The 15,930-nt window shown below is 44.5% G+C and carries 13 protein-coding genes and 1 pseudogene; 8 read left to right on the forward strand and 6 right to left on the reverse strand.

The window, feature by feature from the left end:
* Nucleotides 1-4 precede the first annotated feature (4 nt).
* The 5 genes from P150_RS0101130 (at nt 5) to P150_RS0101150 (ending at nt 6,467) form a co-directional block, all read left to right on the forward strand.
* Nucleotides 5-943, forward strand: a complete 939-nt coding sequence (locus P150_RS0101130) for a DUF4296 domain-containing protein (RefSeq protein WP_028896112.1) — start codon at nt 5-7, stop codon at nt 941-943.
* A complete protein-coding gene (locus tag P150_RS0101135; RefSeq protein WP_028896113.1) occupies nt 940-1,140 on the forward strand; it encodes a hypothetical protein in 201 nt (66 codons plus the stop codon). Before P150_RS0101130 ends, P150_RS0101135 begins: the two co-directional genes overlap by 4 nt.
* Before the next feature lie 37 nt (nt 1,141-1,177).
* Nucleotides 1,178-2,818 (forward strand): M23 family metallopeptidase, encoded by a 1,641-nt coding sequence (locus tag P150_RS0101140; protein WP_028896114.1) that lies wholly within the window; start codon nt 1,178-1,180, stop codon nt 2,816-2,818.
* A 32-nt stretch (nt 2,819-2,850) separates the two neighbouring features.
* The gene (locus tag P150_RS0101145; protein ID WP_028896115.1) at nt 2,851-4,488 is read left to right on the forward strand and encodes a dipeptidase; all 1,638 of its coding nucleotides are present in this window, start codon (nt 2,851-2,853) and stop codon (nt 4,486-4,488) included.
* 242 nt (nt 4,489-4,730) lie between these two features.
* Nucleotides 4,731-6,467, forward strand: a complete 1,737-nt coding sequence (locus P150_RS0101150; RefSeq protein WP_028896116.1) for a DUF4836 family protein — start codon at nt 4,731-4,733, stop codon at nt 6,465-6,467.
* 117 nt (nt 6,468-6,584) lie between these two features.
* On the opposite strand, the gene P150_RS0101155 is transcribed toward P150_RS0101150, so the two are convergent.
* Nucleotides 6,585-7,031, reverse strand: a complete 447-nt coding sequence (locus P150_RS0101155; RefSeq protein WP_028896117.1) for a cupin domain-containing protein — start codon at nt 7,029-7,031, stop codon at nt 6,585-6,587.
* Between the two features lie 227 nt (nt 7,032-7,258).
* Between P150_RS0101155 and P150_RS15620 the strand changes: the two are divergent.
* Nucleotides 7,259-7,599: pseudogene (locus tag P150_RS15620) on the forward strand (winged helix-turn-helix transcriptional regulator).
* A gap of 175 nt (nt 7,600-7,774) precedes the next feature.
* Here P150_RS15620 and P150_RS0101165 read toward each other — a convergent pair.
* Both P150_RS0101165 and P150_RS0101170 read right to left on the reverse strand, forming a co-directional pair.
* Nucleotides 7,775-7,960 carry a DUF4250 domain-containing protein gene (locus P150_RS0101165; RefSeq protein WP_028896118.1) on the reverse strand — a complete coding sequence of 62 codons (186 nt, stop codon included), beginning with the start codon at nt 7,958-7,960 and terminating at the stop codon, nt 7,775-7,777.
* A gap of 7 nt (nt 7,961-7,967) precedes the next feature.
* On the reverse strand, nt 7,968-8,876 hold the full coding sequence (locus P150_RS0101170; RefSeq protein WP_028896119.1) for a TraB/GumN family protein: 909 nt from the start codon (nt 8,874-8,876) through the stop codon (nt 7,968-7,970).
* Nucleotides 8,877-9,422: 546 nt separating this feature from the next.
* Between P150_RS0101170 and P150_RS0101175 the strand changes: the two genes are divergently transcribed.
* Nucleotides 9,423-10,343: an IS982 family transposase gene (locus tag P150_RS0101175; protein ID WP_028896120.1), complete on the forward strand. Its 921-nt coding sequence runs from the start codon at nt 9,423-9,425 to the stop codon at nt 10,341-10,343.
* Nucleotides 10,344-10,639: 296 nt separating this feature from the next.
* Here P150_RS0101175 and P150_RS0101180 read toward each other — a convergent pair whose 3' ends face one another.
* Genes P150_RS0101180 through mazG form a run of 3 tightly spaced genes read right to left on the reverse strand, consistent with a single transcriptional unit; the run spans nt 10,640 to nt 13,042 of the window.
* Nucleotides 10,640-11,557, reverse strand: coding sequence for a ribonuclease Z (locus P150_RS0101180; RefSeq protein WP_028896121.1), 918 nt, complete (start codon nt 11,555-11,557; stop codon nt 10,640-10,642).
* Nucleotides 11,558-12,118: a hypothetical protein gene (locus P150_RS0101185; RefSeq protein WP_028896122.1), complete on the reverse strand. Its 561-nt coding sequence runs from the start codon at nt 12,116-12,118 to the stop codon at nt 11,558-11,560. It abuts the gene before it with no gap.
* A 30-nt stretch (nt 12,119-12,148) separates the two neighbouring features.
* Nucleotides 12,149-13,042, reverse strand: a complete 894-nt coding sequence (gene mazG / locus P150_RS0101190) for a nucleoside triphosphate pyrophosphohydrolase (RefSeq protein WP_028896123.1) — start codon at nt 13,040-13,042, stop codon at nt 12,149-12,151.
* Nucleotides 13,043-13,174: 132 nt separating this feature from the next.
* Here mazG and P150_RS0101195 point away from each other — a divergent pair, with 132 nt between their 5' ends.
* Nucleotides 13,175-15,868 (forward strand): valine--tRNA ligase, encoded by a 2,694-nt coding sequence (locus P150_RS0101195; RefSeq protein WP_028896124.1) that lies wholly within the window; start codon nt 13,175-13,177, stop codon nt 15,866-15,868.
* The last annotated feature ends 62 nt before the right edge of the window (nt 15,869-15,930 follow it).

Here is a 15,930-nt window from a genome sequence, read left to right on the forward strand (position 1 = left end):
ATTTATGAAAGGAATAAAGTTATATATCTTCTTGATTTTACAAGTAATATTGTTGGTTTCGTGCAAGCCGACGATTCCTTCGGAGTATATTCAACCGGGTGATATGGAGGAAATTCTCTACGACTATCATATCGCTATGTCGGTTTCAGAGCAGAAAGGAAGTACGCCTGCTGAACAGAAGGCGTACAAACTGGCAGTATTGAAGAAACACGAAGTTACCGAAGAGGATTTCGACGGTTCGCTTCAGTATTATATGCGCCACACGGAAAAGTTGCAGAAGATTTATGAGGAGATTTCCGTGAGGATGGAAGGCGAGGCACGTGAGCAGGGAATCTCTGAGAACGATTTGATTCAATATGGTGGTATGATGGCGAAAGGCGATACCACCGATATTTGGAACAAGTCGAAAGCAATGGTTATGTCGCCTTATGCCCCTGCAAACTACGAATCGTTCACGATAGAAGCCGATACGTCCTTCCATAAGGGAGACCGACTGGTTATGAGTTTTGATTCTAAATTCATCATTCAGGACGGCTCAAGAGACGCCATTCTTGTGATGAGCGTAACCTACGACAATGACAGCGTCTACACGCAATCACAGCATATAATGTCCGATTCCCGGCAGACAATGTCGATATCGAGTGGAGACAGCCTGAAAATAAAATCTGTCAGAGGCTTTTTCCTGATGAGTCATCCGCAAGAAACGACATCAACCTTCAAGCTCCTGATTCTTACCAACATCCGTTTGATAAAGGTACACTTGCGCAAAGAGGAACTTGAAGACGGACATAAGGATTCACTGAATGCCGAGCCGTTAAGAACCGTTGGTGGAGAACCCGTAAATCCGAATGCTCCTTCTGATGGAACTTCCAATACCAATGTGCAGCGGACGCCACAGGATGCAATGAGAGAACGTAATTTACCTCTCCAGTCAGTGCGATGAAGAGATATGCCGCAAACGAAATCCTCATAGAAGGAAAGGCTTACAGTCCGGGACTGATTGAAGTAGAGAACGGAGAAGTAATTTCGTGGCAACAGCTCGAACAGGAACTTGCAATGACGGAATGGCTTGGAGGAACAGTTACCGTCATTCGTGAAAATGGAAAGCTGACAGCCTATAAGGACGGGAAAAAGATTTAAGCCCATTGTTGTTTTAATAAAAGAGATATAAGAAAAGATGCAATATATATTAGGACTACTTTTATCAGTTTTGTCTTTCGGCTCGCCTGTACACATTCCTGTGCAGTTGGCCGGAAACTTTGGCGAACCACGTCCTAATCATTTCCACGGAGGCATCGACGTAAAGACCAATCGGGCAGAGAATCTCGGTATTTATTCCGTTGCAGACGGTTATGTTTCTCGTGCAATCGTACAAGAATACGGCTTCGGTTTTGCCTTGGTAGTGGCGCATCCCAACGGACATTCAACCGTTTACGTGCATCTGAATCGTTTTGCTCCACAGATACAGGCAAAGGTAAGGGAGTACCAGTATAAGCATAGAAAATTCAACGGCGATATAAAGTTCCGACCGGGAGAAATTCCTGTTCGCAAAGGGCAATTCATAGCATTGAGCGGGAACACAGGCTCGTCGCAAGGTCCACACCTGCATTTGGAATATCAACAAACCAAGACTGGGATACTGATGGATCCATTAAACGCTCTCGGGGGTATACTTAAAGACAATGTAGCCCCTACTGCCTACTCTTTCAAGTCGTATCCGCAAGCTGGGGAAGGCGTTTTCCAACATTCTCAGGACTCTAAGGTGTTTGCTTTCACAAAGGGAACATACAAGGCTTTGGGAAAGGTTGGCTTCGGAATCTTTGCCCACGATAATATGGATTCGGTCTACAACAACTACGGCGTGAGATACACAGAGCTGTATTGTGATGATAAACTGGTGTTTCGTAGCGACGTAAACGGCATTCCCGAGCATCAGAATCCGATGATTAATATCTGGGGAGACTACGACCATTATCTGAAGACCAAAATTTGGTTTCTGAAATCGTTTATCGACCCAACGAACAAACTGCCGATATTGCGGGCCGATGCAGCCAACGGAATCATCAACTTCAATGAAGAAAGAGAATATCATCTGAAATACGTACTGAAAGACTATTACGGAAATCAGAGCGTAAAGGAGTTTGTGGTACAAGGAGAACGGACTGATATAGTGCCGGTTGCAGCACCAAGTGGCAGTAACGCCTTGCTGTATAGCCGAGACTACAGTTTTGCTTTTGAAGGGGCAAGACTGACGGTCGGCAAAAATCAAATTCCTGCCAACTGTCTGTTGTCTCCTCAATATATGAACATCTCACAGGCATTTTCCAAAGGTTACAGATTCTCCGTCAAGTCCTTCCCGTTATTGTCTGCTGCAAAGCTCAGTATCAGGATAGAAAAGGCTGTTCCCGATCCAAACAAGCTCTTCCTCGCTTCAAGGCAAGCCGTAAACGACAGTCAGGCAGTGGTAAAATATTGTGGTGGCGTGTTTGAAAACGGTTGGCTTACGGGCAATGTGAAGGAATTGGCTAATGTCTACTATGTCTATTACGACAATATCTCTCCGACGATTACGCCAATGAGCCAGAATCCACGCAACATTATGTTCAAATTGATTGACAACGAGAGCGGTGTAAGCTCCTATGAGGCATGTCTTGACAACAAATTCGTTCTTTTTGAATATGGCAAGCACAGGGAGTTTATCACTTGCAATCTTGAAGATACGCCTTTCAGGAAGACCGGGCAGACGAGAACATTGCGCATCGTGGCAATAGACAACAGAGGAAACAGAAGCGAAACAACCTCGTCGATAATATATTAGTCAGTAAATTATTAATTTTAAACTATATGATTATGAAAAAACTATTATTCACAGTGCTTCTGGCAGCAGGTTTTATTACTGCCGAGGCTTGTACGAACTTTATTGCAACGAAAGGTGCAACGAAGGACGGTTCAGTGCTCGTAACTTACAGTGCCGACGATTACGGCTTGTTCACAGGACTTTGCCACTATCCTGCCGGCACTCACGCAAAGGGAGCGAAGCGCGAAATCATCGATTACGACACACACGAGAGCCACGGATTCATTCCCGAAGCAGCAGTTACCTACAATGTGATTGGCAATATCAATGAGTATCAGGTCAGTATCGGCGAAACCACATACGGAGGTCGCGACGAGATGATCGACAAGACGGGTACGATAGACTATGGTTCATTGATGTATCTCGGTCTTCAGCGCAGCAAGACTGCACGCGAGGCTATTCAGGTAATGACCACTTTGGCAGAAACATACGGTTACAATTCAAGTGGCGAAAGCTTTACCGTAGCCGATCCGAATGAAGTCTGGATTCTCGAAATGCAAGGTTGTGGCGGCGATGCCAAGCAGAAGATAGTATGGGTGGCAGTGAAAATTCCAGATGGAATGATTTCCGGACACGCCAACCAGAGCCGTATCGGCCAGTTCTCTACCTACAATACCGAGGTAATTACCTCAAAGAACTGCATCAAGTATGCACGTTCAAAGGGATGGTTCACGGGTAAGGATAAGGATTTCAACTGGAAGCAGGTTTATGCAGCACCCGATTTCGGCGGCCGCCGTTTCTGCGATGCACGCGTATGGAGCTATTTCAACCATTTCAAGGATATGTCAAGATGGTTGCCTTGGGCTTTGGGCAAGGATCCAAATGCCGAAGATATGCCATTGTGGATTGCTCCTGACAAGAAACTGGATGTTGCAATGATGGAGAACTGTATGCGCGACCACTACGAAGGCACAGCATTGAGCACCAACAACGACCTCGGTCAGGGTTTGTGGGATATGCCATACCGTCCGACCCCATTGTACTTTGAATATAACGGCAAGAAGTATTTCACAGAGCGTCCTGCATCCACACAGCAGAGTGCATTCTCCTATGTGTGCCAGTTGCGTTCTTGGTTGCCTCGCGAAATCGGAGGTATCATCTGGTTTGGCAATGACGACGGCAATATGGTTGCCTATGTGCCCATCTATTGCGGCAATACCACGCAGCCGGAATGCTTCAATACGCCTGAAGCCGACGCAGTAACCTTCTCAGACAAGAATGCTTTCTGGGTATGCAACTGGGTGAGCAATATGGTTTATCCACGCTATTCACAGCTCTTCCCATCTTTGAAGGAAGTTCGCGATTCGTTGGAAAACTCTTATTTTGCCAACCAGAAGGCTGTGGAAGAGAAAGCACAGTCGCTCTACAACACCGACAAGGCTGCTGCCTTAAAGTATCTCGACAACTATTCAGTTGAGAAGAGTGCAGAAATGTTGAGCCGTTGGCGTCAGCTTGCTTATTATCTTATCGTGAAATACAACGATATGGCCATCAAGCCAGAGAAGAACGGCAAGTTCCTGAAGACTCCAACAGGTTTGGGCGAACGTGTTGATCGTCCCGGAATGAGCGAGGCTGCCCGTAAGGCATTGGCTGAACAGACTGGCGACCGTTTTGTAGTGCCGGCAGAATAAAACGGTAGGACTCTATCCGAGTTCTTTTAATCCGAAACTCGGATAAGACTTTTGAAATACAAGGCATCCATTCCAGTTCTGGAATGGATGCCTTTTGGTTTACAGAACTTTAAATATTTGTTTAACAAACTGCTTGTTGGAAAATAAAGATTGAAATTATACTTGTTTCGTTTTTTTTGATTACTTTTGCATTAATCGCTGTGCTAATTATTATTTAAGAGTAACTAATAAATTAATAATCTATGAAGAAGTATTTGTTTTTTGTTCTGCTGTGTGCAGGCTTCCTTTTGGCATCGTGTTCCAAAGCACCTAAGTACACCAAGATTATTTCGGAAGATGCCGCCATTGTATTGAGCTTTGACACAAGGCAGATTATTGAGAAGAGTAATCTGAAAGACAACAAGCGTCTGAAAAAGATTTTCAATGAGACCTTGAAAGAGAGTGGTCTTGAGAACAAAGCTCGCAAAAAGCTCGAGGCTATTATGGAAAATCCACAAGAATCGGGTGTAGACTTTACCGATCCTTTTATGCTTGCCGTTACTCCAGAGAAAAATAGTACAGTACCGAGCTTTTATGGTTCTGTTGACGACAAGGAAAAGTTCACAGAATTGCTCAACGCTATCTATAAATATGGAGAAGATGGCGAAACAGTCAGCAATGAGAAAGAGTATAGTTACTTGGTAAAGGGCAATGATGCTTGGTATTTCAACGATGATTATTTTATCTTTACTGAGCTGCCATACAGCGATGATGACAAGGAAAAGAAGATGGAGGATCTGGAAGAACTGTTCCTGTCGTCCGATACTAAGGGCACTATGGCAGAGTCTGACGATATGAAGACGCTTTGCGGCAAGGATGGCATCGTTCAGATGCTGGTTAGTGGCAAGGGATTTGATGAAATTGAAAGCTATGAATTGGACGATTTCAAGAAGAGTATCCCAAGGAAATTGGATTTGGCAGAGGTTTCTTATTTGGCAGACGTGTCTGTTGATGAAGGCGTTATCACAATGACAGGTGAAGTTCTCACAAAGTCTGAGGACTGGAAGAACTGCATCAAGGAAACAGAGAAATATATGAAGAATATTTCGGGCGATATGCTGAAGTGTATTTCAGACGAAGGTCTCGTTATGATTGCCGGTCTGGATGGCAAGGGCTTTTATGATAAGCTGAAGGACAATGACTTGTTTAAGAAACTGGATTCTGGAGATAAAAAGGAGATTCGTAAGCTGTTTGAAGGCATTGACGGCGATGTGGCAATGACGCTGACAGGTATGATAAACAACAATAATACACCTGAAATGGGCTTTTTTGTTCAGACACCGAATGAAAATGTGTTGAATTTTGTCAAGGAAAATCTCTATGGCAGCAGCGATAGCTATGAATCACTGGGTAAAAACAGTTTTGCACAACCTGTTGCCTATGATTATGGCGATTACTTTGATAACGGAGCAAAGCCAACACCAACTGCATACAGCAATTTTGGTATGAAAAAGGGTATGTTCTATTACTTCTTTGGAGAGGCAAAAGGTAATGTGCAAGCTGCTAAACACGCCTTGGATAAGTCTAAAATAGAAGGCAAAAAGACTTATCTTTACTTTAATTTCGGCTTATTTAACAAATTGGCTAAGCAGATAGATTTGGAAAAAGACAAGAAAGTATTGGAAAAATTAGCCAAGGATTATGACTATGCCGAATCTTACTATGAAGGCGAAGGCAAGATAGTAGTTCGCATTTATCTCAAGAACAAGGACTTGAATCCTCTCGAACTTATTGCAGAATACGTAGAAGAGGCATACGAATATGCTCAAAGCCGTGAAACAGTCGAACCTTCATACGACTATGCTGCCGATTCGACGGCGATAAGCGATATAGCCGTAGACTCAACGGCAGGATATGAAGATTATTCAGCAGATTCAACCTACGTAGATGAGTACGCTGAACCTGAATATTCTGATGAAGATAACTATTCTGCTTACTAAGTAGAGGAGAAGTTTTTATAGAAAAAGGGGGTGTGTCAAAATAGGCACACCTCTTTTTTGCGCAAAGAGGATATGCCTATTTGGGCACACCCTCCTTCGCGCATCGTCACACTATGCTTACCACTTCACCTTTTCCTGAAGAATAACACCGTCGGCAGCATCGTCTTCGGTAAAGGCATTGCCGCTATACTGCACGCAGAGTATTACCAAAGGCTCGGAACCCGTATTGCGCACGGCACGATTGCCGGCAGGGGCCACACGTACTACGCTACCCTCCTGTACTGGGATGTTCACGCCATCTACTTGAAACTCGCCTTGGCCAGAGAGAAAGAAGTAGAGTTCCTCGTGAGTCTTATGACTGTGATAGAAACCACCCTCCGTGTCGGGCTGAAACACTTGGAAGGAAAACTCGCCAGCGACAGCACCCACAGCCTGTCCGCCAAATACTTTGCCCAGAATCTGAATGTCTCCAAAGGGCAACACGTATTCCTGTAACTCACTCATCTTACCGAAGTCTACTGCGCCGAAATTGGCACCCTCGGCTATTTTCTTCATTTCTTTCATCTTTTCATTATTGATTTGTTGTTATTGATGATGCAAAAGTAAGCCTTTTCAGAAACTTGTACAAGAGCGTACCGATGGGTTAGATGCTTACCTCTGGGTTGGAAATAGGATGTTTAACAGCTTGTACGAAACTGGGTTTAACTCACATTAACACAACTTTAGCACCCCTCCATACTCTTTTATGGTTAGAAACGGCTAATTTTGCATATACAAATCATTATAACACTATGCAACAATTCAATCAGCGGCAATACGATACCTGTCCCATTAGGCAGGTTGTCAGCAAGTTTGGCGACAAATGGTCTATGCTCATCCTTTCTACGCTCGACCATAGTGAGAGTGGCGTGATGCGTTACTCCGAAATACAACGCCACATACCCGACTGTTCACAAAAAATGCTCTCGCAGGCACTAAAAAACTCGAAACATCGCACTTGGTAAGTCGCACCATCTACGCAGTAGTGCCACCACGTGTAGAATACGCCCTCACCGACCTCGGGCGTTCGCTTATGCCCTGCCTCAACAACCTATTTGCGTGGGCACTTGAAAACTTCAACAAAGTGGTATAGGAGGAATTGCAAGCCCATTGTGGTATAGAATCCAATACCCCCGTGCATTGGATTTTGAGTCAAAACAGAACACGAGTAGACTTTTGCTGCCATCGCACCACATAAGAATGGAGAATGAAAAAAGAGGGTATGCCTATTTTACACACCCTCTTGCTTGAAATATGGCGTAATGCCGTTACCAGAACTTGCGCTGTTCTTCTGAATATTCAAATCCTTCGGACTTCAGGCGTGCCACGAGTTCTTCCTGATCCACGTTGAAGTGGTAGCAGATTTCTTCGAGCGTTTCAAATTCGTGGTCGCGCAGCAGAAAATTGATTGCCGACACGAGCATTGCCGTATCTTTAAGAGGTAAATGTTCCATTTTATATTTATTTTATTCCTTCAATAGTATAGCCGGCCTCCTTCAGAAGGTTCAGTACACCCTTGTCGCCGGGCAAATGTCCCGCCCCAACGGCAAAGAATGTAGGCTTGTCCGTCATAATCTTAGGCATCTTTGTGAGCCAGTCTGTATTTCTGTCGTCAATGAGTGCCTTCATTTCCTCGGGAGTTCCGTCGCAGCTTGTTCCCATTTTCAGATCCATAGTTTCTTTCAGCCCATTGAGATTCTGCGCATAGTAAGCCTTTGTCATCTCCTCCATCATCATCTCGGAGAATGCTCTGTTGTCCACCAAGCACATAAGACTCTCTTTCTGCCGTTCGATAGACGTGCCGTTGAATAGCAGATTCATCTGGAACTCCAACGTTTCAAGGCTCAGCACCGGTTCGTTGTTCTCTTTTGCCTTTATCTGGAAATAATTGTCGAACTGCGAATTTGGGGCGTAATCGTTCGGATGCTTCGACATATACAGCATTATGGAAAGCTGATTGAGGAGCATCGACGGCTTGAGCGTATTCATCTGTGCAGCCACCTGAGGATTGCTGAAATCCACTCCCATAAGCTCTTTCAGCAGGGCGTTGAGCCGTTTCAGTTCGTCGGCAGAGAGCAAATCCGTCAGCGTTTGTCCGTCTTTCATAGTGGAAGCATTCATAACGGTCTGCATATTTTCGGGTTGCATCATCTGTTCGGCGGCTATTTCCACGCAAACCTGTTCGGTGGCAGCGAGCGCATCGTTCAGGCCGTTGATGCTGTCGATGAAGCCAACATTGGCAAGATGATGTGTACCTATTATATAAGACGGCTTTTTCAGGTCTTTCCCTGAAATCTTATACAATACCTGTGCGCTTGCACTACTTGCAAGCAGCCCTATAAAGAAAGCTGATAGGATAAACTTTTTCATACGTTTTATTGTTTACAACCGATTGCTGTCAATCTGTTGATTATTTGTTTCTGCAAAGATAAAAAACAAAATTCAGAAAAATGCAGATATATTCAATTCTTTCTTGGCTTGGGATATAAACAAAAAAAAGCCTTGACTGATATCGCATCAACCAAGGTTCCAATACTAAAACTAAATTAACCACTAAAAAAACTGATGCAAAGATAAGGGTTTTTCTCAATAGTTGCAAACTAAAAATTACGGCTTTATTTGCACTTTTTCCCTTATCTGCTGTTTTTGGTATTTTTTTTCTTGTTTTATTGGCTGTTTTATCAATTTTTAATCATTGTGTTATGTATGAAAACGCAGAAATTGCTGATAAATTGTGATGAATTGTTAAAACTTTATTTTTCTCTCAATAAAATTTGTTTTATTCATTTTTATATCCCATTTTTGCATTGATATTACGCCAGTTCGGGATAAGAAAGTTGTTGAAAATGTTGGTAATCTAGCTTATTTTTTGTAACTTTACAGTTGAATATCAATTAATTACAAGCAATATAAGCGATGATTACCGAAGACAAAGTTATAGAAATTTTCTGTGTTATTGATGAGTTTTGCAAGAATTTAGGCGCAGAATTGAATAAAAACCTTCAAATAGCTCCCACAGACGAAGGCTACAAGCATGTCAGACACCGTAAGGGGCGTATGTGTGAAAGTGAGATTATGACCATTTTGCTATGCTGCCATTTTGGGACTTTCCGAAACTTCAAACATTATTATCTGTTCTTTGTGAAAGTTCATCTTGCCCAATGTTTTCCCACCGCAGTATCCTACAATCGCTTTGTGGAACTTATGCCTCGGGAGTTCTTTACAATGCTTACTTTTATGAAACTTTACGCCTTTGGCAAATGCACGGGAATCAGCTTTGTCGATAGTACTATGATACCTGTATGCCATAATGTAAGAAGATATTTCAATAGGTTTTTTGAGGGCTTTGCCAAGAGCGGAAAGGGTACAATGGGATGGTGCCATGGCTTCAAACTGCATCTGCTTTGCAATGACACAGGAGAGATCATAACATTCTGTCTTACACCTGCCAACGTGGATGACAGAGATCGAAGGGTATGGTCTGTTTTTACAAAAGTACTCTATGGAAAAGTATTCGCAGATAGGGGATATATCAAGCGGGAACTCTTTGAGGGACTCTTTGAGCAGGGAATACATCTTGTACACGGACTGAAAGCAAAGATGAAAAACAAACTTATGCCTGTGTATGATAAAATCATGCTACGAAAGAGATATATAATAGAGTGTATAAATGAGTTATTGAAAAACAAGGCAAACCTTGTACATTCAAGACACAGGTCGATACATAATTTCATCATGAACTTATGCTCGGCATTGGCGGCGTATTGTTTCTTTGAAAATAAACCGGATGGGCTGTCAGTATATTTGGAAGATAAAAGACAACTGGAACTTTTTTAAGATTTATTATCCCGAACTGGCGTACAGAGTGTGCTCGTGCGAGGATAGAGGTTTGATAGAAAGCAAGTTATGGTTGCACGTTCAAAACTCGCGTATTTGAAAACAAAAAATATTTTGTCGGAAATAATTGAATTATGGAGAGCATTTTGTAAAGAATATTCGCAGTTTTATAGACTCTGATGATTCTGTTTAAAAATCAAGCAAAAAGGAAATCTACGTTTTCTGCGCCATCAGCGTGAGATTTTTCTCGCAGATTTCGCAGACAACGCAGATTTTCTAAAAAGGGGCTATTGAAATTATTGCACGGCTATACACTGACCTTCGTCCGATAAAAAACTGTTTGGGAACACCTCACGGGCTTCCTTCAGCAGTTGGTTTTCGTTGGAATAGCGTGCTGAATAATGCCCTAAGAGCAGTTTGCCGACCCTTGCATCGCGTGCAACGGTGGCAGCCTGTTCTGCCGTGCTGTGATAATACAGCTTTGCGTTGTCGGCCTTGTCGTTCGCGTATGTGCTTTCGTGGTAGAGAAGATTCACGCCCTCAACCATCGTGTGAAGATTCTCCATATAGCGCGTGTCCGAGCAATAGGCATAGCTTCGTGCTGGTAGGGGTGGAGTGGTGAGTCTTTCGTTCGGAATCACTTCGCCGTCTTCCGTCTTCCAGTCGGCACCGGCTTTTATATTGTTGATTTGGCTGATGGGAATACTGTAATAATCTATCATATCGCGCCTGATATGGGGTGCCGTTTGTTTCTCCCTGAAGAGGAATCCACAACAGGCTATGCGATGATCGAGGGGAATTGTTTCCACGGTAAGGCTTTTGTCCTCGTAGATTTGAATGTTCTTTTTCGTGTCAAGCCCGTGAAAAACCACCTCGTATTCCAGTCTGTTGCAGAACATTTGCATAGAATGCTTCAAGTATTCCTCGAAGTTGGAGGGGGCGTAGACGTGCAATGGTGCCGTGCGTCCGAGCATTCCGAAGGTGGATATCATTCCCAACAGACCGAAACAATGGTCGCCGTGCAGGTGGGAAATGAATACTGCCTGAATTTTGGAGAAGTTTACGCGCGAACGTCTGATTTGAATCTGAGTGCCTTCCCCACAGTCTATCATAAAGAACTTGCCGCGAATTTCTACAATTTGGCAAGTGGAATTATGGTGCAGCGTGGGAAGGGCACTTCCACAGCCTAATATATGTACGTTGAACGGCTCCATTTATTTGGCCTTACTGCGTCCGAAAACAAAGTTTCCGTTATTGTTGCCGAGTTCCATAGAGTCGCTCAGCTCGATAATATCGAAGGTGTCTTTTGAAAGCACGAGTTTTCCGTTGTAGATTCTCCAGTTGGTCCAAGGATTCTGTTCGGCCTCTATATTTGAAAGAATCTCTCCTCCTTCCTTAATCTCGAAATCCTTGTCGAGACTTTTCCAGTTACCGAGCAGCGAAGTGAGGTTCACTGCACTGCGAAGAATCCTGTCTCCGTATTCTTCGTAGCTGATAACGGCGAATTTATCGCCTGCAAGTTTTCCTCCCTTTACCACTTCCACGGTGTCGTCGGGGTTCTCAATAAATTCGAGCGTGTCTCCTTCGTTGGTCAGGAGCAGCAGCGAATGGTTACCACCGTCGAGCATAACGCCGTAGATGGTGGAGTCGCCGTCGTTCGTTACTTCGGTTGCCGTGGTGCTTTTTTCGATGACAGGCTTTGCCTTTTCGTTCTTACAGCCGATAAAAATGGCTGCAACCATCATCAATACCAGTAGGACAGGTGTTTTTTTCATAATTCTATGCGTTTGTTTATGAGTTTTATGTTATTTCTTTTCAAGTTCCTTTGCTTCATTCCATAGTTTATCCATTTCTCCTAAAGTCATATCTTTCAGTTCTTTACCCATTTCCTTTGATTTCAATTCTATGTAGGTAAATCGGGAGATAAACTTCTGATTGGTGTGCTCAAGTGCGTTGTCGGGATTCAGTTTGTAGAGACGCGATGCGTTGATGACGGAGAAAAGGAAGTCGCCCAACTCCTTTGTGGAGTTCGCCTTGTCTTCTTTTGCAAGTTCGATTTTCAGTTCCTCGAGTTCTTCGGCAACTTTCTGCCATACGTCTTCTTTCTTTTCCCAATCAAACCCTACGTTTCTTGCCTTGTCCTGAATGCGGTAAGCCTTGATGAGACTGGGGAGAGAATCGGGCACTCCTGAGAGTACGGTCTTGTTTCCCTCACGCTCTTTCTGCTTGCGTTGCTCCCAAGTGCTTTCTACTTGAGTGGCAGTTGAGGGAATATTGCTGTTGCTTTCGCCGTCAGTAGTTTGTTGATTATCCAATTCGTCCTTGTAGACCACTTGTCCTTTGGCGTTTACTGCCATTCTGTCGTCGGCAATCTTCCATCCTGTCCAATCAATGAAATCGTGTCTGAACATCAGTTTGTCGGATTGAGCGTTGCAGACGTCCACGATGTCGAAGTCGTTTGTTTCACTTCCAAGAAGCGCGTAGAAAATAACGTGCTCCATCACGTCGCCCAACTCTTTGCAGATGTTTTTCTTGTCGTTTTTCATCAGGGCGTCGGCAAGCTCGAAAGTTTCCTCAATAGTATTTGGGCGCAGACTCTCGAAAGTCTGTTTTCTGTCCCACGGGCATTCCACACGCAGACGCTCCTGAACGTCCAACAATCGGCCGAAAGCCTCTAATTTTTCTTCTTTTGTATGCAATCTTATGAAATTTAAAGTTAAAAGAAGTACAATGTACTGCTAAATTATAGTGCAAAGATACATTTTTCAACCGATTTTTTCGTAATTTTGCATCGTTTTTAATGATAATAAAGAAATAATAATATACAAGTAATGGAATTAGCAAGCAAGTACGACCCACAAGACGTGGAATCGAAATGGTATGAGTATTGGCTCAACAACAAGCTTTTCAGTTCAAAACCTGACGGACGGGAGCCTTACACGGTGGTTATCCCTCCACCTAATGTAACGGGTGTGTTGCACATGGGACACATGCTCAACAATACAATTCAGGATATTCTCGTGCGCCACGCCAGAATGGAAGGCAAGAACGCTTGCTGGGTACCGGGTACTGACCACGCCAGTATCGCCACGGAAGCAAAGGTTGTAAACAAACTTGCACAGGAAGGCATCAACAAGGCCGACCTAACCCGTGAGGATTTCCTCAAGCACGCTTGGGCTTGGACAGACGAGCATGGCGGTATCATCCTGAAACAGTTGCGCAAACTGGGATGTTCCTGCGACTGGGAGCGTACTGCCTTCACGATGGACGAAACCCGTAGTGCGAGCGTTATCAAGGTGTTCTGCGACCTTTACGAGAAAGGACTGATTTATCGTGGCGTCCGTATGGTAAACTGGGACCCCAGTGCACAGACTGCTTTGTCCGACGAAGAGGTTATTTACAAGGACGAACATTCCAAACTCTATCACTTGAAGTATTATGTTGCGCCTGAAGACCAGTCTAAGGTTGAGCGAAAGCAGGAAGAAAACGTAATGCACAAGGACGAAAAGGGATATTATGCCGTGGTGGCGACAACACGTCCGGAAACCATTATGGGCGACTCTGCTATGTGTATCAATCCCGAAGACGGCAAGAACACTTGGCTGAAGGGCTTGCACGTTATCGTTCCGTTAGTGAACCGTTGCATTCCTATCATAGAAGATTCATACGTTGATATTGAGTTCGGAACCGGCTGCTTGAAGGTAACGCCTGCACACGACATCAACGACCACGCCCTTGGACTAAAGCACGGTTTGGAAACGATTGATATTTTCAACGACGACGGCACATTGTCGGAGGCTGCCGGACTGTATGTAGGTCAGGACAGAATGGAGGTTCGCAAGAAAATTGCCGTCGATTTGAAAGCTGCCAATCTGATGGAACGTGTGGAAGACTACGACAACAAGGTGGGTTTCTCCGAGCGTACCAATGTGCCTATCGAGCCTAAGCTCTCTACACAATGGTTCCTGAGTATGCAGCACTTTGCCGATATTGCGCTCGATCCGGTAATGAACGACGATATTGAGTTCTATCCTAAGAAGTATAAGAACACGTATCGCCACTGGTTGGAGAACATCAAGGACTGGTGTATCAGTCGTCAGCTTTGGTGGGGACACCGTATTCCGGCCTATTACTTCAAAGATGCCGAAGGAAAGAACGCAACGGTGGTTGCAGAAAACGATGAAAAGGCTCTGGAAATGGCGAAGGCCATCAATCCGAGCGTGAAGATGGAAGACCTTGAACAGGAAAGCGACTGTCTGGATACGTGGTTCTCAAGTTGGTTGTGGCCTATCTCCGTGTTCAATGGCATTAATGAGCCGGACAATGAAGAGGTAAGCTATTACTACCCGACAAGCGATTTGGTTACAGGTCCCGATATTATCTTCTTCTGGGTAGCCCGTATGATAATGGCAGGTTACGAATACCGCAATACATTCCCGTTCAAGCACGTCTACTTCACAGGTATCGTTCGCGACAACCTCGGCCGAAAGATGAGCAAGAGTCTCGGCAATTCGCCTGATCCATTGGAACTCATTGAAAAGTACGGAGCCGACGGAGTGCGTATGGGTATGATGCTTTCAGCCCCTGCCGGCAACGATATTCTCTTCGACGAGAGCCTCTGCGAGCAGGGACGCAACTTCAATAACAAGATTTGGAACGCCTTCCGACTCGTCAAAGGGTGGGAGGTTGCAAAACTCAATCAGCCTGAAGCAAGCAAGATTGCCGTAGCTTGGTTCGACGCCAAACTGAAGGAAGTAAATGCGGAAATGGAAGACCAGTTCAAGAGCTACCGTATTTCGGAAGCCCTGATGACCGTCTATAAGCTCTTCTGGGATGAATTTTCCAGTTGGTATCTGGAAATGATCAAGCCCGAATACGGCAAACCAATCGACAAGCAGACTTACGAGGCTACGCTCAACTTCTTCGATACGCTCCTGAAGATGCTTCATCCGTTTATGCCGTTCATCACAGAAGAACTGTGGCAGCACATTTTCGACCGCAAGGATGGCGAGAGCATTATGCTCGAGAAGCTCGAACTTGCCCTGCCTACTGCCGAAGAGCAGAAACTCATTGCCGAGGTGGAAAGCGTGAAGCAGATAGTCGGAGGCATTCGCACCATCCGTAATCAGAAGAACATTGCTCCGAAGGTGGCTCTTAGCTTCGAGGTGGTTGGCAAAAACAATTTTGAAGTCTACAACTGCGTTATCTCAAAGATGGCAAATCTCGAAACAATCAGCGTGGTAGACGAGAAGAGTTCCGACGCATCGGCGTTTATGGTGGGTACGGACAGCTTTGCAGTGCCTCTCGGAAACCTCATCGACGTGAAGGCGGAAATAGAGAAACTCGAGAAGGAACTGGCTCATTTGGAAGGTTTCCTCAAGGGAATCAAGGCGAAACTCTCCAATGAGAACTTCGTTTCTCACGCACCGGAAGCAGTCATTGCCAAGGAACGCAAGAAGCAAAGCGATTCGGAAGAGAAGATTGGTGCCATAAAGGCAAATATCGAAGAACTCCGAAAGAAATAAGAACATACGGAAATGATGAGCGAACGGGCGGCATCCCTCCATAATGAAGGGATGCTTGCCCA

The organism is Prevotella sp. HUN102 (assembly GCF_000688375.1).
Lineage (GTDB): Bacteria > Bacteroidota > Bacteroidia > Bacteroidales > Bacteroidaceae > Prevotella.

Coding starts and splice junctions, on each gene's coding strand:
- P150_RS0101180 (WP_028896121.1), bottom strand. CDS start 11,557: ATGGAGCCGTTCAACGTACATATATTAGGCTGTGGAAGTGCCCTTCCC.
- P150_RS0101140 (WP_028896114.1), top strand. CDS start 1,178: ATGCAATATATATTAGGACTACTTTTATCAGTTTTGTCTTTCGGCTCG.
- P150_RS0101155 (WP_028896117.1), bottom strand. CDS start 7,031: ATGAAAGAAATGAAGAAAATAGCCGAGGGTGCCAATTTCGGCGCAGTA.
- P150_RS0101145 (WP_028896115.1), top strand. CDS start 2,851: ATGAAAAAACTATTATTCACAGTGCTTCTGGCAGCAGGTTTTATTACT.
- P150_RS0101175 (WP_028896120.1), top strand. CDS start 9,423: ATGATTACCGAAGACAAAGTTATAGAAATTTTCTGTGTTATTGATGAG.
- P150_RS0101195 (WP_028896124.1), top strand. CDS start 13,175: ATGGAATTAGCAAGCAAGTACGACCCACAAGACGTGGAATCGAAATGG.
- P150_RS0101185 (WP_028896122.1), bottom strand. CDS start 12,118: ATGAAAAAAACACCTGTCCTACTGGTATTGATGATGGTTGCAGCCATT.
- P150_RS0101150 (WP_028896116.1), top strand. CDS start 4,731: ATGAAGAAGTATTTGTTTTTTGTTCTGCTGTGTGCAGGCTTCCTTTTG.
- P150_RS0101170 (WP_028896119.1), bottom strand. CDS start 8,876: ATGAAAAAGTTTATCCTATCAGCTTTCTTTATAGGGCTGCTTGCAAGT.
- P150_RS0101130 (WP_028896112.1), top strand. CDS start 5: ATGAAAGGAATAAAGTTATATATCTTCTTGATTTTACAAGTAATATTG.
- P150_RS0101165 (WP_028896118.1), bottom strand. CDS start 7,960: ATGGAACATTTACCTCTTAAAGATACGGCAATGCTCGTGTCGGCAATC.
- P150_RS0101135 (WP_028896113.1), top strand. CDS start 940: ATGAAGAGATATGCCGCAAACGAAATCCTCATAGAAGGAAAGGCTTAC.